Source organism: Planctomycetia bacterium (genome assembly GCA_015075745.1).
Taxonomy (GTDB): domain Bacteria; phylum Planctomycetota; class Phycisphaerae; order UBA1845; family UTPLA1; genus UTPLA1.
Genome location: JABTTW010000002.1, coordinates 295,442 through 315,676, shown reverse-complemented (window position 1 = coordinate 315,676; position 20,235 = coordinate 295,442). Strand labels below are relative to the sequence as shown.

Genomic DNA, 20,235 nt, shown 5'->3' with positions numbered 1-20,235 from the left:
ACCGAGCCGTGATGCGCGAATGCCGCCCGCCCCGCATTTTGACGCGCTACAAAGACCGCCGCCGATCCGCCTGTTCGCCGCATGGCCGGCGACGTGTAGAATCAGAAAGATGAGAGCCCGCCGCCCCTGGATTGATTACGCGCAGTACGTCGCCGTACGCTTCGTCGCGACCCTCTTCTCCAGCGTGCCCATCGAGACGAATCTCCGCATGATGCGCTCGCTCGGCTGGCTCTGGTTCTGGCTCCCGCACGCCCTCCCCGAGACAAGGTTCCCCCGCTGGCTCAAGTCCATCGCCATTTTCCGCTGGCTCGCCAAGGTCGAATACGCCCTCAACCGCCTCCTCGGAAAGTTCCGCGACCACCGCAACCGCGCCGAAACCCACATCCGCGCCGCCTTCCCCGAATACTCCGATGAAGAAGTGAAAAGAGTCGCCCTCAGGTCCATGCAGCAGCTCGCCATGCTCGCCGTCGAACTCCTCCTCGCCCCGCGGCTCATCACCCAATGGACCTGGGCCCGCCACATTCAGCTCCGCAGCCTCGACGAGGCCATCCGCGTCCTCCTTGGCAAGCGCGGCTGCATCATGCTCACCGGCCACTACGGCAACTGGGAACTGCTCGGCTACACCCTCGCCATCCTCGGCTTCGACATCGTCGCCGTCATGCGGCCCCTGGACAACGAATACCTCAACCGCTACCTCCTCGATCGCCGCGAGCAAAGCGGCCTCCGTCTCCTCTACAAAAAAGGCGCCACCCAGTCCGCCGAAGACGTCATCCAGTCCCGCGGCGCCCTCTGCTTCATCGCCGACCAGAACGCCGGCAGCAAGGGAATCTTCGTCGACTTCCTCGGTCGCAAGGCCTCCACCTACAAATCCATCGGCTTGCTCGCCATGGACCTGCAGGTCCCCATCGTCTGCGGATGCGCCCGCCGCATCGCCGAAGGTTTCAAATACGAAATCTGCGTCGATCGCATCATCTACCCCCACGAATGGCAGGACAAGGAAAACCCGCTCCTCTGGATCACCCAGGAATACTCCAAGGCCATGGAGACCGCGATCCGCGCCGCCCCCGAGCAATATCTCTGGATCCACCGCCGCTGGAAAACGCGCCCCAAGGAGGAATTGGAAGCCGCCAAACTCGCCCTCGCCGAGCCCGCCGCCGCGACCTGACCGCCGCGCGGTCGACCTCGCCGCGGTCGCACGCTAAAATCCCTCCGTATCAATCAACATTCATCCCACATGCGGCCTCGGAGAGTGCCGCGATGGAGACAGCCAGATGTCCAACGAAGAGCGTATCCAAAAACTAAAACTGCAGGCCGAAGCCAACCCCGGCGACGAATTGGCCAACTTCGCACTGGGTAGCGCCCTCCTCGAAGCAGGCAGGCCCGAAGAAGCCGGCCCCAGCCTCCAGCGCGTCCTCGCCCTAAACAGCAAAAACTCCAAGGCCTACGAACTCCTCGGCGAGTCGCAGATCGGCGCCGGCCTCCGCGATCTCGCCATCCAGACCCTCACCAACGGCTACCGCGTCGCCCACAAAAACGGCGACCTCATGCCCATGAAAAAAATGGGCGAGCTGCTCGAAAGCCTCGGCGCCCCGATCCCCACCGTCGCGGAAAAGCAAATCTCGCAGATCTCGCCGGGCGGCGGCACCCCAGGCTTCTCATGTCGACGCTGCGGCGGCAACGGTCCCGCCCTCAATGAGCGTCCCTTCAAAGGCGCGCTCGGCGAAGAGATTCTCGCAAGCGTCTGTCAGGCCTGCTGGAAAGAATGGGTTGGCATGGGCACCAAGGTCATCAACGAACTGCGCCTGCCCATGTTCGACCCCCAGGCTCAGGAAGTCTACGACAAGCACATGAAGGAATTCCTCATGCTGACCTGATCGGTCCGCACGCGCTTCCGTTGATACTCAATGTCCACTTGGATTGTGTGACGCTCGGCCCCGTCACGCGAATGCGCCGCCGCCGCTAGGATGCCTCCGGCTCCGAAACGCCTTTCTTGCCTTCCTGCGCGTCGAGATACGCCCGAAGCTTCGCCCGCAGCGTCCCCGCCTTGATGCCCAGCTCCAGAAGCGTCGCCTGCGCCACGCTTCCCTCCTCGCGCGCCAGCGCCAGCAGCATGTGCTCACTGCAAACTTCCTTGCTCTCAAACTGCCGCGCTTCTTCAATCGCGATCGCCATCACATTGCGAAAGTGCGGCGTCCCCGGCAGCCGCCCGAAGACCCACGTCTCCTCGGCGCTCTTCAGCATCAGACGATCCACCACTTCCTTCACCCGCGCCAGACCCATCCCCTGTTCGTTAAGCAGTCTCGCCCCGACCCCCGTCCCCTCCTGAAGGATCGCCAGCAGCAGATGCTCCGTCCCGACGTAGTCCTGATCATAGTCCCGCGCGATATCCTGGGAGAGCTTGATGATCTTATCGACCCGGCTTGAAAGTCGTTCGTACATCTTCGACCGCCTGCATCACTTAAAAAAGTGGTTGTTCGTTCGGGCCGCGTCGCTCGTTCACGGAACGACGCCTTCGCCGGCTTGACTCGTCGCCTGCCCCGTCTTCTCAACGTTTCGCTTGGCATAGTTATACCCAAGGCTCAGCAGGGCGACAAGCACGGTGAATACCAGCGTGATGCGCAGAATGCGCAGCCGGTTCGCCACTTCCCGGTCGCGCCACTCACTCAGCCGTGCGTCAATCTGGTCCAGCTTGGCGTCGATGCGCGCCTCAATCTCGTCCAGCTTGATCTGAATGTAGTCATCCGCCGCGCCGCGTAATTTGTGGGCGATGCCCCCGACAATCCCATGAGTCTCAAACTGCGACTTCAGCGACGACTTCACCGGCTCAGAGTTGTGCGGCCCGTCCTCCGGCAGAAAGCGATACTCGTCGGTCGACTCCTCCTGTTTACCCTCGATCACCCGCGTCAGCAGCGAGCCGATCCATCGCCGCCGCTTGTCAGCGATCCGCCGCCAGATCCCGTCGTTCGTGCGCAGAATGTCAATGAGCTTCTCAGTCTCGTCCGTCGAATTCGCTGGCAACCCTCGCAACCGCGCCAGCGTCATCAGCCCGCGAATCGATAAATCTTCGTAATTCGTCCGCTGAATCTTGGCGATCTCCCGCGCCAGGTGCTCCCGCCCGGCGCTGCGTCGAACAGGCCGCCGCCCCCACGCCACGATGTCGAGCATCGCCTCACGATCGAGCCCCATAAGCAGCTCGCGATGCTGTCGGACCCGCCGGACGATCTCCTCCCCGCCCAGCGCAGGGTCGAGTGTCAGGCCCAGTTCCTGCCCATACCGCAGCAATTCGTCCTGCGGCAGTTCGCTCAGGGTCGCGGTGGGATATTCCGCGGAGTCGGTGGTTGTCGGTTTATCTGACACGATTGTTTGATAGACTCGTCACGCGGCTGCGCCAGGCATAGCTCCGTCTGTGCCGATTGAACATACCGGCACTTCCCAAAACGCGATCGCTCCAGGTCGGCGACCCTCCGCACGGACACATCATTCTCCGCGCCGATCAGTTTGGCAAGGCGCCGCGCCGCCTCAAACGGCCCGCGCCCCCGGTCGCCGAAACGCTCCAGCGTCGATAGTTCCACGCTGCCCATCTCATCCTGCCGCACCTGATACGCGCCATCTTCCAGCACCCCCGCAAGCGACGCAACCACGCTCGCCGGCTCAATCATCTCGCCGTCTGCCGCATTGAGAAAATCCCCCGTTCGCCCCAGCACCCGCGGCATCACAGACAGCCCGCGCCCACACGCGCACGCCGCCGCTCCCGCCCGAACCACGTCCCCCGTGCAATATCGGATGACGGGCATCGCACGGCTTTCAATCGCGGTGACAACCACTTCACCCAGCTCGCCCGCCCGAGCCGCCCGCCCCTCGCGAACAATCTCAACCATGACCGACTCATCGCAGACGTGCCAACTCCCTTGCTCGCACTCAAACGCAATCGCCCCCGCCTCCTGCAAACCGTAGCACTGCGCTGCCGCCGCCCCAAGCTGCTCGCGCACCGCCCGCTCCTGCCACGCGAATGTCACCTCGCCCGTCAGAAAAACCGTGCGCAGACTCGACGAGCCCGCGTTCTCCAGTGCCGCGCCGCCGCCCCTCAAAAACCGCGCCAGGCTCGACGGATACGCTGTCACGCGATCCGGATCAAACGCCCGCCACTCACCCCACGCCTCATCAAACCCGCGATCGTCAATCGTCAGGATGTCCAGTTGCCGCTCGCAAAGCAATCGATCGCGCAGGTGCCGCAGTTGCTGCTTGACGCGCCCGGTCAGTCGCATCGGCGGGTCCACCGGCCACAGATGAAGCTCCCGGTCGCCCGGCTCAAAACCCTGCCACCGATGACCGCGCAGCCGATTGGCCTTGTCCCACGCCTGCCGCCTCCGGTCGCAGTAAAACGCAAACGGCTCATCCCGCGTCCCGTGCGTCCGATCCGTGAGCATCCGCCCCGGCATCGCCGACCATCGCATCTCCTCGGCATGTTCGCGCAGCATGTTCCGTGTAAGCAGCGGTAGCTTCGCCAGATCGCCAGGTCGCGCAAGTTCCTCCGGCGGCAGCAGGTGAAGCGCTCGATAATAGGGACAGCATCTCGCCGCATGAGCAACCAGTCGGCGCAGCTTCTCCATCTGCAGCGCCGTGGTCGCTTCCCGTGACTGCCATTGAGAAACTTCCAGCCCCGCGGCCAGCGAAAAAGTCTCGCGCCCAAGAAGCCGCTCGTGAAGCTGAGACAGCATCACCACGCCGCGATGCGATTCGCGCTGCGCGACCGATGATCGACGCGATGCGCCGATGCGACCGAGACTCCCGGAAACAGTGGACATCCCTATGAATCGACCGAATCCCCCGTTTCCTCCCAGCCCTCATACCTCGCCGCGCACCCAATACTCGCCCCACGCCGCGTATTCGTAGATCAGTTCCGGCAGAATCTTGAATCGCCACTTCCAATTCCGGTCAATCGGACGCATCGATCGCTCCCATCTTGGCTCCCGCATTATCAAATGCCTGTAGCCGGCCTTCTCAAAGCACGCCTTGCACCGGGCCATGTGCGTGTAACTCGTAACCACAATGCACGAATCCCTGGCCGGATCGACACCGAGGTGCTCGATGATCGACCGCGCATGATGACGCGTCTTCACCGAATCGTTGTCCATCAGTATCCGCTCAGGATCAGCGCCCCATTCCACCGCCAGGTCGCGCATCGCCGCCGTAAACGGCCCGTGATTGCTCACGATCAGATACTCGCCAAAGCCCTCGCTCAGCAGTCGGGCACTCTCGATGATCCGTGCCGCGTCCCCCCCCGGACAAATAATGTACTTCGCCGGCTTGAGCTCCGATTCGCAAGCCAGCACATCGAACAACCAGTTGGTCACCGGCGTAGCCACCAGAAGCAGGGCGATAAACCCGCTCCCCGCGAAGAATAGTTCGCCTGCCCGCGCGATCCGGCTGATCCACGATCGCCGCCGCTTGGGAACGGGTTTGACTTCGGACTGTGATGGACCCGCTCCCGTTGGTTCGTTACCGGCCATGTCGAATACTCGTCATTTCGGGACCTCGCTGTTCGAAAATGGTCTGGGGGCTCAGATGAGTGGACGAAGTGCCGATAGCCAACATGACCGCGTTCCGATGGCTCTGCGGTAGGGGCGTCAGTGCTCGTGATCCTCTTGCGACCGGATTGGGTAGCATGGCCCTCTGGGCCGTGCGAATGGCAATCATTGTTTTGATTTGCATGAATAGCTCACAAGCTCTCACGCCCGGCCGATCGGCTTTATAATCCTCAGGCTCGTTCCCGGCAGTTCGCGAGGGCCGCGACGCCGCCTCGCAAACGTTGAGACCTACGCGACATGATCCACGCGATGACCATTGATGTCGAGGACTACCACAGCGTCTTCGGCCGTGATTGGCTCGAGCGCGATGGACCCCCGACCGACGCCGTGGTCAGAAACACGCGCCGCATGTTGGGCTGGCTCGCCGAGCGTGACGTGCGCTGTACCTGCTTCGTGCTCGGTGAAGTCGCCGAGGCCTTTCCCGATCTCATCCGTGAGATCGCCGCCGCCGGCCATGAACTCGGCGTCCACGGCTACTACCATCGTCAGGTCTTCAAATTGAATCCCGACTCCTTTCGCCGCGAGGTCGCCGACGCCAAGGCCCTCATCGAGGACATCGCCGGCGCGCCCGTCTCCGGCCATCGCGCCCCGGCATTCTCCATCATGCCCGAAACAAGCTGGGCCCTCGAAGTCCTCGCCGATGTCGGCTTTGAATACGACTCCAGCATTTATCCAATCAAGGGAAGCAGATACGGCTGGCCCGGCTTTCCCCTCGACATCCACGAAATGCAGCTCGAGGGCGGTCGCCGCATCATCGAAGCCCCGCTCTCAACCGTCAGCATCTTCGGCCGGCGTTTCCCCTCCTGCGGGGGCGGATACCTCCGTCACTTTCCAGGATTCGTGACGCAATACGCGATAGGCCAGGTGGCTCGACATCGTCCTGCTATCGTGTATCTTCACCCCTATGAGATCGAAACGGATTGTCCACCGATTCAGATGTCTCATCTCTCCGCGGATCGGCAACTGACGGTGATGAAATTCCACAAATTGCAATTGAGGAATCGGAGCCATGTCGAGGCAAAGGTTCGGGCGCTCCTGAGACGTTTTTCTTTCGCGCCGCTCCGTGAAATTATCTCGGATGTGCTGGCTCACGCCGGCCCTCGTGGAACGCAACCGTCTCAACAACAACGAGCCCGCGCATGAGCGATCGGACGCAACCCGAACAACAGTACATGCCCAGGCTGATCGCGGCCGAATGGTATGTTCCCGCCCGAAAAAAACATCCCCGAGGTTGGCTCGTCTACACACATGATTTCATTCTGGCCACGCTGCAGGGCAAAGTGGCCGATCCGGACAGAATCAGCCAATCGACCGGCTGGATCATCGTCGGAATGCTCGCTCAGAGCCTTATGGCGATCGCCCAGGCATGCATCATGGTCCTGGCATGGATCCCAATCACTTCTAGCCTTCTGGAAACGATCGCCAGAGTGTTTTCCAGAAATGCGGTCGGCTTTTTTCTGCGAGCCTGCTACTGGAAGGCAAAACTAGGGTACCTCGGACAAAACACCATCATCGATCAGAATGTCGAGATTTGGGGGCCTGCCGCCGTGTCCATCGGTTCTTGCTGCCATATTGATACCAACGTGCGACTCGCCGCGGGCGAGCGCCGCCATCGCCAGAAAGGCTCTATCAAAATCGGCAATCACGTCCACCTGGGCCCCGGCGTGCACATCGCCGGACGAGGAACCGTGGTCATCAAGGATTATGTCGGCGTCTCGGCGATGGCACATCTCTATAGCGCCACAAACACCATCGAGTTGCCTCAAGACCCCGGCCAATTGATCAGCATGTCCCATCGTGCCCCGCCCGATCAGCAGTACGTCATCGAAAAACCGATCATCGTCGAGGAGTATGCCTTCCTCGGCATGATGACGCGCATCATGCCCGGCGTGAGAATCGGAAAGGGCGCGGTGGTTCACTCTTCGACGGAGATTTGGAAGAGTGTCCCCCCCTTTGCAAACGTCGCCGGGCCGGGACGCGCCAAACAAATCGGCTGGCGTCGCCCGCGGCGAGCAAGTCCGAAACTTGCGATGAACTCCGCGCTGACCGACTTCGATCCCTTCTGGAACGAGTCGCCACACACCCGCGGTATTCCCGTGATCCGTGAGGTAGGCAGCGCCGACGATGTCGCAACCATCGCACAGGTCGTTGACCTCCATTTTGAGGCGTTCCCCCAGGGCATCACCACCCAACTCGGCCGAACTTTTGTATTTGACTATTATGTCGCCATGATCACCAGTCGCGGCGCTTCCTTGTGGGTCGCCGAACTGGATGGAAAAGTCTGCGGCTTTCTCGGCTGTGCCGCTGATCGAAAGTTGTTCGAGAAGTCGCATCGCAGCGGCGTCGTCCGGCTTCAAGCGTTATGGCGATTTCTCACCTTCCGGCTCAATCCATTTGCCATACTCCGCGCTCTGAAAAAGAAAAGCCTGTCGAAGAAGTTCCGCGAGCCGGCTGAACTCCTCTCCATCGTGGTGTCACCCGAGTTACGCCGCGCGGGCGTCGGTCGCAGATTTCTCAAGGTGTGGTCGGAGAAGATGGCTGCAAACAAGGTCGATTCGTATCTCGTCTTTACCGACAATCCCGAAGGCCTCTCCTTCTATGAAAAGTATGGCGGCCAGTGCCTCTTCAAGTTTGTTCTAAGGGGGGCGTGGTCCGCTTGTTATCGATTCGATGCAAACACGATCGGGTCCGGAGAGTTCGACAAAAAAAAGGAGCAGGATCGTCCGGACGGCGACATCGTTGATGCCGTCCTGCGCGGCGAGCCGGATTCGGCATGCGGCTCCGGGAATGGGTGATGGTCCATGGATCTCTTTGACGGAGTTTTTCACCATGTCGGCGTTGCCGTACGGGAACTAAGCGCCGCGACGGAACAACTCGCCGCTTTGTTCGGCGCGCAAATCGATTCAGAGATCGTTCGCGATCCCGTACAGGGCGTGTTGATTCAGTTTGTAACGGTGGCAGGACTGCGGATCGAATTGCTCGCCCCGGCGGCCGATCCTTGTCCGCTTGATCCTGTCCTCAAACGAGGCGTCGCCATCTATCATGTTGCCTATGAAGTACCCGACCTCGATGCCCAGCTTCGCAGGCTCTCGACCACCCAGGCACGTCTCGTGTCGCATCCCAAGCCGGCCGTCGCATTTGGTGGCCGGCGCGTCGCCTTTGTGGTATTTCAGGGAATGATGTTCGAGTTGATTGAGGCCGGTTCAAATCGAGAATCGGGGGACCAGACCGCTGCACCCAGGTCATGAGCCTCGTTCGCTGACCCGTCACATGAAGACCCATTTGCCATCACAGACTCTGACGCACGTCGAAGCGGTAAAGCTCCTAGATGCCGTCGACGCACAGCCGACCCTCGTCAACATCAACACCGCCGCGCGACGTATCGCCCCGATCGCCTCGTCCCTCGCCGCCGTCCACAAGCGCCTGGCGTGCGTCTCGTCCTTCACCATCGATTTCCTCAAAACCCCCCTGGAATTGCAGGCCCTCCGCGCCGGCCTCCATCTGCAAATCCACGTCGCCCCCTACGGCCAGATCGACCAGGAACTGATCAACCCCCAGTCCGGCGTCGCCTCCTTCAACCCCGACGTCGTGCTCATCGCCGTCCGCCTCCGCGATGTCTGCCCCGCCCTCTACGACTCCTTCAACAGCCTTGCCCCTGAAGAAGCAAAGGCGACGCTCGACGACTGGCTCGCGCGCTTCAAGTCCGCCCTGATGTCATTCCGCCAGCACTCCCAGGCCCACTTGCTCATCCTCAACTACGAGACCCCCGTCGCCCCCGCCCTCGGAATCGCCGACCGCGCCGCCGCAAACTCTCAATCGCAGTTGATCCGCACCGCCAACGAATCGCTCGATGCCATCGCTGCCGCCATCGCCAATGCTCACGTCCTCGACTACGACGCCCTCATCGCCGCTCAAGGCCGCGCAACCTGGGAAGACCGCCGCATGGCCCTCTACGGCCGCATCCCCGTCGCCGCCGAGCACTACTGGCCCTTCGCCGGCTTCATCGTCCGCTACCTCCGTCCCATGTACGGCCTCACCAAAAAGGTCCTCGTTCTCGATGCCGACAACACACTCTGGGGCGGCGTCATCGGCGATGTCGGTGTCGATGGCATTGCACTCGGCCCCGACTACCCCGGTAGCGCCTTCGTCGCCTTCCAGAAGCGCGTCCTCGACCTCTACCACCGCGGCATCGTCCTCTGCATCGCCAGCAAAAATCAGCCCGGCATCGTCGAAGAGGCCCTAAAGACCCACCCCAACATGGTCCTCCGCGAAAAGCATTTCGCCGCCATGCGCGTCAACTGGAACCCCAAGCCGCAAAACCTTCAGGAGATGGCCGCCGATCTCAACCTCGGCATCGACAGCTTCGTCTTCCTCGACGACAGCGACGTCGAGTGCGCCCTCATGCGCGAGGCCCTGCCCCAGGTGTTGACAGTTTGTCTGCCGAAGGAGCCCGCCCGCTACGCCGCCGTCGTCGAGGCTCTGGACTGCTTCGATCAGTTCAGCGTCTCCGCCGAAGACCGCGCCCGCGGCGAGCTCTACCGCGCCGAGTCCGGCCGCCGCCAGTTGCAGTCCGCCGTCGTCGACATGCCCACCTTCTACCGCCAACTGGCCATGAAAGTCACCTTCGGCGTCAACCAGTCCTCGCAGATCTCCCGCGCCGCGCAGATGACCAACCGCACCAACCAGTTCAACATGCACACCATCCGGTGCAGCGAAGATGACATCCGCCGATTCATGACATCCGGCGATCACGAAGTCATCACCCTCGCCCTCGAGGATCGCTTCGGCGACAGCGGCGTCGTCGGCCTCGCCATCGTCCGCAAGTCGCCGCACGAGTGGGTCCTGCACCAGCTCCTCATGAGCTGCCGCATCCTCGGCCGAACCGTCGAGCAGGCTTTCGTCAACTGGATCGCCGGCCGCGCCAAATCCGCCGGCGCCACCCGACTCGTCGGACAGTTCGTGCCCACGACCAAGAACAAGCCATTCGCCGGCTTCTACAAATCCTGTGGTTTCGCCGCCAATTCCCCCGATAGCGCGCCCGACGAGTGGATTCTCTCATTGCCAAACGTCGATACGACTATACCGGACTGGATCGCGATTCAGCATCCGGCCACGGAGGTCTCCTAAGTATGTCTCAGAATCAAGAGCGCTTCGCCCAGACCGTCAGCGCCATCCTCGGCTGCGAGCCGCAGGAGGTCACCGACAAGCTCACCCCCGATCAGATCGACACCTGGGATTCGCTCAATCAGATCAACCTCGTCGGCGCACTCGAGCAGGAGTTTGGCGTCTCCCTCGTCGCACAGGACCTCGCCGAGTACCAGTCCGTCCTCAAGCTCAAGGACCTGCTGCGTGATCACGGCGTCGAAGTCTAGCCCGTCGGGTTCCTCCGTCATGGCCGACACCGGTCCGATCTCAGACCCCGCCCGTCATCGATCACTCCGCGTTCGTCTCGTCCTCTCCTGCCTCTTCGGCTCGTTCGCCCTTTACTATTTCACCTGCGCGCCCGGCCTTCTCTGGCAGGACAGCGCCATGTTTCAGTATCGCGTCGAGCGCTTCAACCTCGCCGGCGATATCGGCCTGCCGCTGGCCCATCCGCTCTACATCGTGCTGGCCAAGCTCGTCGCCTTCCTGCCGCTCGGCGAGTCCGCCTTTCGCGTGAATCTTTTCTCCGCCCTCTGCGGCGCCGTTGCCCTCGCGCTATTGGCCGACTTGCTCTACAGCCTCACCTCCAGCATCTGGGCCGGCCTCATCGGCGTCATCTCCCTCGCCATCAGTCACACCTTCTGGACCCACTCCGTCATCGCCGAGGTCTACAACCTCTACACCGTCGGCCTCTTCGCCGAGCTTTGCCTCATCGAACGCCTCATGCGCACCCGGCAAATCAAGTGGCTCGTCCTCGCCGCCCTCGTCAATGGGCTCAACCTCTCCAACCATCTCATGGCCATTCTCCACTGGCCCGCCTATGCCGGCCTGCTTTACTGGGCCGCGCGTCAGCGCCTGCTGAAGCCCGCGCACGCCGTTGGCATTCTTGCCGCGCTGGCCGTCGGCAGTTCGCTGTACCTGTACATTATTGGCTTGGAGCTTTTGGCCGGTCGGCCTTTCGTGGAGGTCTTCCGCGAGGCGCTCGTTGGGCCGCCGCATCGCGCCGAGCATGTCCTCGCCTATTCCTTCCCGTGGCTGCGGCAGATACGTAACTCCGTTATCTACTTCGGCCTCAACTTTCCCACGCCGATCATCCTCCTTGCCCCCGTCGGTTTCGCGGCGGCCCTGCGCGCGGCGTCCTTGCGGTGGATTGCCTGGCTCGCCGGCGGGATGTTCGTCGTCGCATTCGTCTTTGCCTTTCGCTATACCGTGCCCGATCAGTTCGCCTTCTTCACGCCGTGCTATGCACTCGTCTCCCTCTTTATTGGGATCGGTGCGGCGCAGGTGATCCAGGCCTCGTCGGCGATGCGCACGTCGTGTCTTGTCCTGGCGATGCTTCCGGTCGCCGTCTATGAATTCGCGCCGCCGGTGATGAGCGCCCGCAAGGTGTCCATCGGCGTGTCGCGCGAAGTCGCCTACCGCGACAACTACGAATACTTCATCCGCCCGCGCAAGAACGGTTATCGCGGCACCGAGCGATACGTGCGCGAAGCCCTTGAGCGAGCCGCTCCCGATGGGCTCATCTATGCCGACACCACTATCATCAACGCCCTCATTTATGCCCGCGATATCTGGCGCGTCGAGCCGGATGTGGTGCTGTTCGGGGCCTGGGACATCGAGCCCGATCCGCCGAGGCTTGAGCCGACGGTCGCGGCGATTTCGGCGTTTGTCGATCGCGGCGCGGCGTGGTCGGCCGTGGCGGACTCCAACTACATGTCAAAGTGGATGCGCGAGGCCTTCACCACCGAGCCGGATGGGCTGCTCTACCGGCTTGTCCACAGGCCGGCCGCCGCGAGGTAGCGATCGGCGATTCGCGCGGGCGGCGTAGTGGGGTATGATGCGTCCGAAAGGAGAGCAGCCATGAGCGATCTTGCCGCGATGAAGTGCGTGCCCTGTCAGGGAGGCGTGCCGCCACTTGCCCGGGAGCGGGTCAGCGAGCTGCTTGGACAGCTTAATGGCTGGGGCGTCGAGAAGAATCATCACCTGGTTCGCAGCTTTCCCTTTCCCGACTTCGTGACTGCCCTGGCCTTCGTCAACAAGGTCGGCGCGCTGGCCGAGGAGCAGGGCCATCACCCTGACATCTATCTGTCCTGGGGCATGGTGCGCATCACCACCTGGACCCACAAGATCGACGGCCTGACCGAGAGCGATTTCATTCTGGCCGCGAAGATCGACCAACTTGCGGCGGGCTGAAGCTGTAGCCGCGTCTGCGGACGATCAGAGCCGCGCCCGTCAGGAAGCGGGCCGCAACGCATCGCCCGTGGAGCGTCGTCCACTCATCCGGTAAACCGCTGAATCCTCACTTGTGCTTCCAGTCGACGCAGAAATTGGGCAAGTCGCAGGTGCGGTCCTTCGGTTTGAGCAAATCGTCGAGGGTGTCGGGCCGCTCGCACTTTTGTGGGGCGGGGAATTCCTTTTTGTGCTTTTCCTCCCATTCGGCGCGGCGGTCGGCGCGGAGTTTGGCCTGGCGCTGGGCCTCGGTGCCGGCACCCGAAGAGCCCCGGACTTCAGTCCGGGCGGTTCTCATCCCACCGTCGGCACTCGACTCCTTCGCACATTCCCCCGCCAGATTAAGAGTGCCGCCACTGTGGCACGAAGGACTCGGGTCGGGATGGTACTTGGCGGAGTTGGTAGATGCGGCCGGCTCATTCGCGTCGGGCGATGCGGGTGAAATGTCGTCGCCGGGCGATGCGGAATCGCACGACGCGGGCGGTTTGTTCGCTTCGATCGCCGCGGCCCCGCGCGCTACCTGCCTTTCAAATTCCTCGCGGCGGCGCTGGGCCTCTTCGGCGAAGCGCGCGGCCTCCTCGGCTTTGCTCGCCGCTTCTTCGGCGTCGCGCCTGGCGTCGAACTCGGCGCGGCGCACGCGGTCCTCCTTCGCCTTGCGCTCGCCTTCCAGCTCGTGCGGCAGCAAACCGCGCTGCCCTGCGGCGATGTTCTCCGGCGTGCGCTGATCGGGCGGCAGGTGGTCGCCGGGGAATCGCTTGACGATCGGCGTGGGGCCGTACTTGAGGTCGAGGCCGTAGATGTCGGCGACGGCCTGATCGAGCCGCGTGAGGAATTCTTCGCGCGTCGTCGGAGTGCCATCGGCTTTGCGCCCCCACGGCGCGTCGGCGGTCGGTGCGTCGGGGTGCTGATTGGTTTTGCTCTTTGCGCCGTCGGGCTTGGCGTCTTTCGCACGCGCGGCCACGGCCTCGGCGCGGATTTGCAGCGACTTGTGGGCGATTTCGATGCGCTCGCGCTGGTGCTCGATGTGAGCATTGATGCGGTCGCGGTTGATCTGCACGCTGGCGGTCTTGCTGTAGGCGTTGGCCAGACGCTCGATCTGCCGCGCCGACGCTTTGCCGCTGTGGATGAGGCCGATCATGTATTTGCAGACATAACGCGCGGCGACGTGTTCGAGGCGGATGTCGTCGAATTCGGTGCGGCGGCTGATGATGGATTCAAGTGAATCGAGGTTTTCGTGGCTGGGTTGGTCTTCCGTCGCCAAACGGCGAGCCGCTTCGGAGCTCGCGCGGGATTGCATTCGAGAGGTTCTTTTTGCGCCGTCTGCGCTGTCCTCGCCGGCGAGGTCGGCGATTCGGGCGACGGCTCGGCGTCTTCGCGCGTAGCGGTAGAAGGCGGAGAAGCTGATGCCTTGCGCGGCGAGTTGGAACTGGTCGAAGATGTCTTGGTAGGTTGCGCCGTTCATTGTTCGCAAGGCGTGGTCGAGCTTGCGACGGGCCTCCTGTGGGAGCTTTTTCTCGACGGATGACGGGGGTTCACGGTCCTGGATGAGTGGATTGGACATTGGTTATTCCTCCTTTTGGTGAGCGAATGGTTTGATTGGGATTGGGTAAAACGGTGGTTTTGCGGATGGATTGGTTTTCCGTCGCCAAACGGCAAGCCGCGTTTTTGCTCGCGCGGGGAGCGATGGATCGCAGGTGACAATAGGCGAAAAAAGTTTTGGGGGATGCTGGCAAGTGTTGTGGTGGGCTTGTGTTGGGGTGGTGCGCAGTTTGGGTGGTTTTTTGGGCGCATTCGTGAGGCTCCATCGCCCCTGCCGGGGCTGGGTGGGCGCTGGGTCGTTGACCACGGGTTGCGCTTGGCTTGCTTCGCTGCGCCTTGCTGCACCCGTGGCTACAGGCCGGCGCCCCTGCCGGGGCTCGAACGGCGAGGCTGCACTCGTGGGTACGGTCCGGCGCCTCTTTCGGGGCTTGAGACAGCGGGGGGATTTCAGATTTGAAATTTGAGATCTCAGACAGGGCCCGGGGAGCGAGGGATTGCAGGTGACAATAGGCGAAAAAAGTTTTGGGGGACGCTGGCAAGTGTTGTGGTGGGCTTGTGTTGGGGTGGTGCGCGGAAAAGGTGAAAGAGGCTGAAGGCTGCAGGCTGTAGGCTGTAGGGATGCGGCTGGCGGGGTCGAGGGAGAAGGCAAATGCATTGCTTGCGCGGGGGGCGGGATTGCTGGTGGTCCATCGCCAAACGGCAAGCCGCTTCGAGGGGGTGCTTTGAGTGGGGGCGTTTTTTTTCATTGGGCGGCCCGAGCTATTTTTCAATGGCAATGAGTGTCACGTGGGTGACTGATCGCTTGGATCGTTAGCACGGGGGTTTGCGGGGGCAAGGCGGAAATTGGGGGTTTTTCTTAGGGATTGTGCCATGTCTTGTGGCGGGCGAGTGTTGGGGTGGGAAAAAATTCTTGGAGGCTAGATGAAAAGGCGAGTTTTGTGCGCGCGTCGGGTTTTCCTGCGCAGTTTTTTCATGCGAATCGCACAGGCTGGAAGCCTATGCTAGCCGGGGCGGCGGAAGAGGATGAGGCTGCTGGTGAAGCCGTGGATAAAGGTGCGATTGCCGACCGGGCCGATCTCGCCGGCGGCGAAGAAGCCGGCGACCTGGCAATCCTTGGCGATGCTGTTGACCAGGCCGATGTCGTGATCGGGCTTGCCGAACATGCGGGCGCCGCGGCCGTTGCAGGTGAAGAGCAGGCCGCCGCCGGGCGGCGTGGGCATGGCGGCGATCTCCTCGGTCAAGAGGTCGCGCATTTCCTCGTCGGCGCTTTTGGAGTCGCGCACCTGGAATTGGATCGTCTGGCCGGGACGGATGAGGGCGTTGATGGCGATGGCGCTTTGTTCGACGACGCCCATGAGATTGCGGATGAGAAAATCGCCCTGGCCGAATTTTTCGCCGCGCTCGTCGACGACGCGGCCGACGTGCAGGCCGGTTTGCATCAGGGCCTGATCGGTGGGCGAGGCAGAGGCGAAGACGCTGCGGACGATCTCCAGGGCGGGCTTGCCGCGAAGTTCCTGGATGACGTTCTGCTCGGCCTTGGTGATGACGAAGGGCTCACCGATGGGGCGGCACCCCTGCGAGACGACGGTGTCGATCTGAATCGGTCCGGAGAGCGAGACGCCGACCAATCCCTGGCGAAGGACCTGATCATTGAGGAAGAGGCGATTCTCACCGGGGGCGCGGCCGGCGCTGGCGAGGCCGCCGACGATCTTGCTGCCGGGATAGGCGTCGTCCATTTCCGAGAGGCAGTGCTCGACGTCGATGGAGAAGGGATCAGGCAGGATGATGAAGCCGGGCTTTGCATCGGCGCTGACGATGAGATGGTCGCGCCAGGCATCGTTGCCTTCGAGAGAGGTGACGTCCTGCTGATCGATGATGAAGGGGAGGATGCGCACGTCGGGCAGCTTGGCGGCCCAGATGGAGATGGCGGGGGCGTCTTCGACCTCTCGATCGCCGCCGATGATGCCTGCGGCGGTGCAGCCGATGAGATTGCGGGCGTTGATCTTGTCGCGCACGTCGGCGAGAAGGGCGTCGGCGTTTTCAAGGTGGTGCGGCGAGACGAAGAGGAGGACGAGGTCGGGATCGAGATCGCCGACGGCCGCTTTCAATTGGCTGATGGCGGCGCGGGTGTCTGTCAGGGTACTAAGTGCGGCCTTGAACTGCATGCGTTATCCTCCGTGAGCCATTATAGAGGCAGCGACGGGGATGATTGGGATGGGGGGATGGGTGTGGTCCCCGGGGAGGGGCGGGGGTGCCAGATTGACAGGCGCGGAGGCGTCGTTCGGGGGGGTATCTGCCATTTCGGGCCGTGAGGGGGTTTTGGAGGGCGTGGCGGGGGTCCTGGAAAGCCGTCGTAACGTTTTATATAACAGGCTTTTAGATAGATTCAAAGGTCATCGGCCGATGAAGCTGTAGATGGCATGGCGGTTGCTTTTGATAGGGATTGAGGCGCGCGGTGTACTACCGCGCCGAATTGGCCGGCGTGAGCCGCGGTAAACGACATGACTCCTGTCCCCACAAAGCTGAGCATCCTGGTGGCCCACTCGGGTGGGCAGCCGTGGGCGAGTTCGCTGGCGGGCTCTCTGGCGGGCTGGCCGGTGGAGCTGCATTGGTCTTTGTGCGTGGATGAGGCGCTGGGGGTGGCGCAGCACCGGGCGCTTCACGTGGGAATCGTGGATGACGCGGTTCCGACGGATGGCGGGCTGGGGCTGGTTCGGCGGATGCGGCGGCAGGGGCATGTGGTGCCTTGCGTGCTTGTGGCGACGGCGCCGACGCAGCGGCTGCTGCAGGATGCGTTGACGCTGAATGTGTTCGCGGTGGTGCAGGCGCAGGGATATGAAGAGACACTGATTCCCGCGATCACGAGGCTGATCCGGGATCGATATAATCTGACCGTGCCGGACATCGGCGCGAATAACTAGGACGAGTCGGCAAGAGACAGATTTCAGATTGAACCGGACGGCGAAAAGTCCGCAGGCTTACATCAAGAAGGAGTTTTAAGACATGGCTGTGACGAAGTTGAAGGTTCGCCCGCTCGGCGACAAGGTGCTGGTGAAGCGGATTGAGGCGGAGGCACGGACGGCGGGCGGGATCGTTTTGCCTGACTCGGCGAAAGAGAAGCCGAAGCGCGGGCGGGTCGTGTCAGTTGGCGACGGCAAGCTGCTGGACACGGGCGAGCGGGTGGCGCTGAGCGTGAAGAAGAACGATGAAGTTCTCTTTACGAGCTATGCCGGGACGGAAGTGAAGATCGAGGGCGAAGAGTTCCTGATCATGGATGAGAACGACATTCTCGCGATCATCGAGTAGGCACGGGCAACGGTGGGTCGGCAGGCCCTGCGAGCAACCATGAACCTGCGATTCTTCGTCGTCGTCTCGGCCGAATGGGATGCGGCGGATCGCTGAAAGCAGAGAGCAATTATCTTGCGACCCAAACTATTTGAAGCGGCGCTCGACGAAGCGATCAAGTTCGGACCCTCGGCCCGGTTGGTTTTGACCTTTCCGGGGAACGACGACGCGATGCACATGCACCCGCTGGCGTACAACAAGATCGAGGACAGCGGATTTCGCATTGAGGTGCGGGTGTCGAAGTACGACGACGCGGAAGTCGTGGATGACGTGGTGTTTGTCGATGCCGCGTCGATCGAGACGGTCGAGCTTCAGGTGAAGCAGCAGGGCAGCGTCTGGCAGGACGAGCCTTTCCAGGGGATCGGCGATGAAGGAGACGATCAATGACGACGACGAGCGACCCGTCGGTTGTGACGAAGTCAGCCGTGAAGACGGCTGCGGTTCAGCCGTGCTGTCTGGCGATCAGCTCTGACATGATTCTCGGGGTTGGGGCGGCCGCGGACATGTCGACGCGTCGATGGCGGGCTCTTTCGATCGATGACCGCAAGGTCCTGACGAGTGGGGAGCTGACGACGAACATGGACGACCCGCTGGCGGTCGTTCGCGACAAGGCCGTCTCGGCGGCGCGGAGCCTGGGTTTCGAGCCGCAGCAATTCATCCTGGAAAAGACGAACTAAGGCCGCCGAACGATCGGCCGGCATCAGGCAATAACAAGACAAGCATCTTAAGGATCGGAGAACTATCAATGGCAGCAAAGAAGATCATATTTGACATGGAAGCCCGAGAGGCGATTCGCAGCGGCGTGGCGCAGCTTGCGAGGGCGGTGAAGGTCACGCTCGGCCCCTGTGGGCGGAACGTCGTGTTGGAGAAGTCGTTCGGTTCGCCGACGGTGACGAAGGACGGCGTGACGGTGGCGAAGGAGATCGAGCTGGACGACCCTTATGAGAACATGGGCGCCCAGATGGTCAAGGAAGTGGCTAGCAAGACGTCGACGGACGCGGGGGACGGGACGACGACGGCGACGGTTTATGTCGAGTCGATCTTCAACGAGGGGCTCAAGAACATCGCCGCCGGGGCGAACCCGATGGAGCTCAAGCTCGGCATCGACCATGCGGTTGATGCGATCGTCGAAGAGTACAAGCGCATGAGCAAGCCGGTGAAGGAGAACAAGCAGATCGCCCAGGTCGGCACCTGTGCCGCGAACCACGATTCGGAGATCGGCAAGAAGATCGCCGAGGCGATGGAGAAGGTCGGTAAGGACGGCGTCATCACGGTCGAAGAGAGTCAGACGCTTGAGACGTCGGTCGAGCTGGTCGAGGGGATGCAGTTCGACAAGGGGTATCTCTCGCCTCACTTCATCACCAATCCCGAGGCGATGGAAGTTCGGCTGGACAAGCCGTACATCCTGATCAACGAGAAGAAGATTTCATCGATCAAGGACCTGATTCCGACGCTGGAGCGCGTGGCCAAGGCCGGCCGACCGCTGCTCATCATCGCCGAAGACATCGAGGGCGAGGCCCTCGCGACGCTGGTGGTCAACAAGCTGCGCGGCACGCTTCAGTGCTGTGCGGTGAAGGCGCCGGGCTTCGGCGATCGGCGCAAGGCGATGCTCGAGGACATCGCGGTCATGGCGGGCGGCAAGGCGATCTTCGAGGACCTGGGCATCACGCTCGAGTCGCTCGATCTGAAGGACCTGGGCCAGGCCAAGCGCGTTGTCGTCGATAAGGACAACTGCACGATCATCGAGGGCGCCGGCACCCCGAGCGACGTCAAGGGCCGCATCGCCCAGATCAAGACGGAGATCGATAAGACGACCAGCGACTACGATCGCGAGAAGCTCGAAGAGCGTCTGGCGAAGCTGTCGGGCGGCGTGGCGCAGATTCGCGTCGGCGCGGCGACCGAAGTCGAGATGAAAGAGAAGAAGGCCCGCGTCGAGGATGCGCTGCATGCGTGCCGCGCGGCGGTCGAAGAGGGCATTCTGCCGGGCGGCGGCGTTGCCCCGCTTCGGGCCTTGGCTCGGGTGCTGGACAAGGAAGAGTCGCGGCATAAGGGCGACCAGAGGACCGGCGTGGATATCATCCGCCGGGCGCTTTGGGCGCCGATCAAGGCGATCGCGGAGAACGCGGGCGTCGATGGCAGCATTGTCGCACAGAAGATCTTCGAGTCGAAGGACGTGAACTTCGGCTACAACGCCTTGACCGACGAGTACGGCGACATGATCAGCATGGGCGTTCTCGTTCCGACGAAGGTCGAGCGCGTGGCACTGCAGAATGCGGCCAGCGTGGCGACGCTGCTTCTCACGACCGAAGCGATTGTGAGCGAGATCAAGGAGAAGGACGGGAAGAAGCCGGGGCCGGGCGGGATGGGGATGTAATCCCGCGACGCAAGGCGA

General features: G+C 62.3%; 20 protein-coding genes. 14 read left to right on the top strand and 6 right to left on the bottom strand.

Going from position 1 to position 20,235, the window contains the following annotated elements:
• Positions 1 to 109 precede the first annotated feature (109 nt).
• Positions 110 to 1,165 (top strand): lysophospholipid acyltransferase family protein, encoded by a 1,056-nt coding sequence (locus tag HS101_14825; protein ID MBE7507541.1) that lies wholly within the window; start codon positions 110 to 112, stop codon positions 1,163 to 1,165.
• Between the two features lie 106 nt (positions 1,166 to 1,271).
• A complete protein-coding gene (locus HS101_14820) occupies positions 1,272 to 1,874 on the top strand; it encodes a Fe(2+)-trafficking protein (GenBank protein MBE7507540.1) in 603 nt (200 codons plus the stop codon).
• Positions 1,875 to 1,959: 85 nt separating this feature from the next.
• On the opposite strand, the gene HS101_14815 is transcribed toward HS101_14820, so the two are convergent.
• The 4 genes from HS101_14815 to HS101_14800 are packed head-to-tail and all read right to left on the bottom strand — an operon-like array spanning position 1,960 to position 5,510.
• Positions 1,960 to 2,439, bottom strand: coding sequence for a hypothetical protein (locus tag HS101_14815; protein MBE7507539.1), 480 nt, complete (start codon positions 2,437 to 2,439; stop codon positions 1,960 to 1,962).
• Positions 2,440 to 2,496: 57 nt separating this feature from the next.
• Positions 2,497 to 3,357 (bottom strand): hypothetical protein, encoded by an 861-nt coding sequence (locus HS101_14810; GenBank protein MBE7507538.1) that lies wholly within the window; start codon positions 3,355 to 3,357, stop codon positions 2,497 to 2,499.
• Complete coding sequence (locus tag HS101_14805; protein ID MBE7507537.1) at positions 3,303 to 4,805, bottom strand: phenylacetate--CoA ligase family protein; 1,503 nt, start codon at positions 4,803 to 4,805, stop codon at positions 3,303 to 3,305. The genes HS101_14810 and HS101_14805 overlap by 55 nt, the downstream gene beginning before the upstream one ends.
• 39 nt (positions 4,806 to 4,844) lie before the next feature.
• Positions 4,845 to 5,510, bottom strand: a complete 666-nt coding sequence (locus HS101_14800) for a YdcF family protein (GenBank protein MBE7507536.1) — start codon at positions 5,508 to 5,510, stop codon at positions 4,845 to 4,847.
• Between the two features lie 327 nt (positions 5,511 to 5,837).
• Here HS101_14800 and HS101_14795 point away from each other — a divergent pair, with 327 nt between their 5' ends.
• Genes HS101_14795 through HS101_14765 form a run of 7 tightly spaced genes read left to right on the top strand, consistent with a single transcriptional unit; the run spans position 5,838 to position 12,923 of the window.
• Positions 5,838 to 6,731 (top strand): DUF3473 domain-containing protein, encoded by an 894-nt coding sequence (locus HS101_14795; GenBank protein ID MBE7507535.1) that lies wholly within the window; start codon positions 5,838 to 5,840, stop codon positions 6,729 to 6,731.
• A complete protein-coding gene (locus HS101_14790) occupies positions 6,728 to 8,383 on the top strand; it encodes a GNAT family N-acetyltransferase (GenBank protein ID MBE7507534.1) in 1,656 nt (551 codons plus the stop codon). The genes HS101_14795 and HS101_14790 overlap by 4 nt, the downstream gene beginning before the upstream one ends.
• A gap of 6 nt (positions 8,384 to 8,389) precedes the next feature.
• Entirely contained in the window at positions 8,390 to 8,836 is a 447-nt protein-coding gene (locus tag HS101_14785) for a VOC family protein (GenBank protein ID MBE7507533.1), read from the top strand.
• 34 nt (positions 8,837 to 8,870) lie between these two features.
• Positions 8,871 to 10,715: an HAD-IIIC family phosphatase gene (locus HS101_14780; GenBank protein MBE7507532.1), complete on the top strand. Its 1,845-nt coding sequence runs from the start codon at positions 8,871 to 8,873 to the stop codon at positions 10,713 to 10,715.
• 2 nt (positions 10,716 to 10,717) lie between these two features.
• The gene (locus tag HS101_14775; protein MBE7507531.1) at positions 10,718 to 10,960 is read left to right on the top strand and encodes an acyl carrier protein; all 243 of its coding nucleotides are present in this window, start codon (positions 10,718 to 10,720) and stop codon (positions 10,958 to 10,960) included.
• 19 nt (positions 10,961 to 10,979) lie between these two features.
• Positions 10,980 to 12,530: a DUF2723 domain-containing protein gene (locus HS101_14770; protein MBE7507530.1), complete on the top strand. Its 1,551-nt coding sequence runs from the start codon at positions 10,980 to 10,982 to the stop codon at positions 12,528 to 12,530.
• A 60-nt stretch (positions 12,531 to 12,590) separates the two neighbouring features.
• Positions 12,591 to 12,923, top strand: a complete 333-nt coding sequence (locus tag HS101_14765) for a 4a-hydroxytetrahydrobiopterin dehydratase (protein MBE7507529.1) — start codon at positions 12,591 to 12,593, stop codon at positions 12,921 to 12,923.
• Between the two features lie 106 nt (positions 12,924 to 13,029).
• Here HS101_14765 and HS101_14760 read toward each other — a convergent pair whose 3' ends face one another.
• Both HS101_14760 and HS101_14755 read right to left on the bottom strand, forming a co-directional pair.
• Positions 13,030 to 14,520 carry a hypothetical protein gene (locus HS101_14760; protein ID MBE7507528.1) on the bottom strand — a complete coding sequence of 497 codons (1,491 nt, stop codon included), beginning with the start codon at positions 14,518 to 14,520 and terminating at the stop codon, positions 13,030 to 13,032.
• Positions 14,521 to 15,499: 979 nt separating this feature from the next.
• A complete protein-coding gene (locus HS101_14755; protein ID MBE7507527.1) occupies positions 15,500 to 16,663 on the bottom strand; it encodes an FIST C-terminal domain-containing protein in 1,164 nt (387 codons plus the stop codon).
• Between the two features lie 336 nt (positions 16,664 to 16,999).
• Here HS101_14755 and HS101_14750 point away from each other — a divergent pair, with 336 nt between their 5' ends.
• The 5 genes from HS101_14750 to groL all read left to right on the top strand — a co-directional run bounded on the left by HS101_14750 (position 17,000) and on the right by groL (position 20,217).
• Positions 17,000 to 17,419, top strand: a complete 420-nt coding sequence (locus tag HS101_14750; protein MBE7507526.1) for a hypothetical protein — start codon at positions 17,000 to 17,002, stop codon at positions 17,417 to 17,419.
• Positions 17,420 to 17,501: 82 nt separating this feature from the next.
• Positions 17,502 to 17,804: a co-chaperone GroES gene (gene groES / locus HS101_14745; GenBank protein MBE7507525.1), complete on the top strand. Its 303-nt coding sequence runs from the start codon at positions 17,502 to 17,504 to the stop codon at positions 17,802 to 17,804.
• Positions 17,805 to 17,918: 114 nt separating this feature from the next.
• On the top strand, positions 17,919 to 18,230 hold the full coding sequence (locus tag HS101_14740; GenBank protein ID MBE7507524.1) for a hypothetical protein: 312 nt from the start codon (positions 17,919 to 17,921) through the stop codon (positions 18,228 to 18,230).
• Complete coding sequence (locus HS101_14735) at positions 18,227 to 18,520, top strand: hypothetical protein (protein MBE7507523.1); 294 nt, start codon at positions 18,227 to 18,229, stop codon at positions 18,518 to 18,520. The genes HS101_14740 and HS101_14735 overlap by 4 nt, the downstream gene beginning before the upstream one ends.
• A gap of 68 nt (positions 18,521 to 18,588) precedes the next feature.
• Positions 18,589 to 20,217, top strand: coding sequence for a chaperonin GroEL (groL, locus tag HS101_14730; GenBank protein MBE7507522.1), 1,629 nt, complete (start codon positions 18,589 to 18,591; stop codon positions 20,215 to 20,217).
• Positions 20,218 to 20,235: the final 18 nt, after the last annotated feature.

Bases quoted from the DNA above. Each gene is read 5' to 3' on its own strand.
- HS101_14795 (MBE7507535.1), top strand. From the start codon at position 5,838: ATGACCATTGATGTCGAGGACTACCACAGCGTCTTCGGCCGTGATTGG.
- HS101_14790 (MBE7507534.1), top strand. From the start codon at position 6,728: ATGAGCGATCGGACGCAACCCGAACAACAGTACATGCCCAGGCTGATC.
- HS101_14820 (MBE7507540.1), top strand. From the start codon at position 1,272: ATGTCCAACGAAGAGCGTATCCAAAAACTAAAACTGCAGGCCGAAGCC.
- HS101_14825 (MBE7507541.1), top strand. From the start codon at position 110: ATGAGAGCCCGCCGCCCCTGGATTGATTACGCGCAGTACGTCGCCGTA.
- HS101_14760 (MBE7507528.1), bottom strand. From the start codon at position 14,520: ATGTCCAATCCACTCATCCAGGACCGTGAACCCCCGTCATCCGTCGAG.
- HS101_14770 (MBE7507530.1), top strand. From the start codon at position 10,980: ATGGCCGACACCGGTCCGATCTCAGACCCCGCCCGTCATCGATCACTC.
- groES (MBE7507525.1), top strand. From the start codon at position 17,502: ATGGCTGTGACGAAGTTGAAGGTTCGCCCGCTCGGCGACAAGGTGCTG.
- HS101_14775 (MBE7507531.1), top strand. From the start codon at position 10,718: ATGTCTCAGAATCAAGAGCGCTTCGCCCAGACCGTCAGCGCCATCCTC.
- HS101_14750 (MBE7507526.1), top strand. From the start codon at position 17,000: ATGACTCCTGTCCCCACAAAGCTGAGCATCCTGGTGGCCCACTCGGGT.
- HS101_14735 (MBE7507523.1), top strand. From the start codon at position 18,227: ATGACGACGACGAGCGACCCGTCGGTTGTGACGAAGTCAGCCGTGAAG.
- HS101_14765 (MBE7507529.1), top strand. From the start codon at position 12,591: ATGAGCGATCTTGCCGCGATGAAGTGCGTGCCCTGTCAGGGAGGCGTG.
- HS101_14785 (MBE7507533.1), top strand. From the start codon at position 8,390: ATGGATCTCTTTGACGGAGTTTTTCACCATGTCGGCGTTGCCGTACGG.
- groL (MBE7507522.1), top strand. From the start codon at position 18,589: ATGGCAGCAAAGAAGATCATATTTGACATGGAAGCCCGAGAGGCGATT.
- HS101_14755 (MBE7507527.1), bottom strand. From the start codon at position 16,663: ATGCAGTTCAAGGCCGCACTTAGTACCCTGACAGACACCCGCGCCGCC.
- HS101_14805 (MBE7507537.1), bottom strand. From the start codon at position 4,805: ATGTCCACTGTTTCCGGGAGTCTCGGTCGCATCGGCGCATCGCGTCGA.
- HS101_14815 (MBE7507539.1), bottom strand. From the start codon at position 2,439: ATGTACGAACGACTTTCAAGCCGGGTCGATAAGATCATCAAGCTCTCC.
- HS101_14800 (MBE7507536.1), bottom strand. From the start codon at position 5,510: ATGGCCGGTAACGAACCAACGGGAGCGGGTCCATCACAGTCCGAAGTC.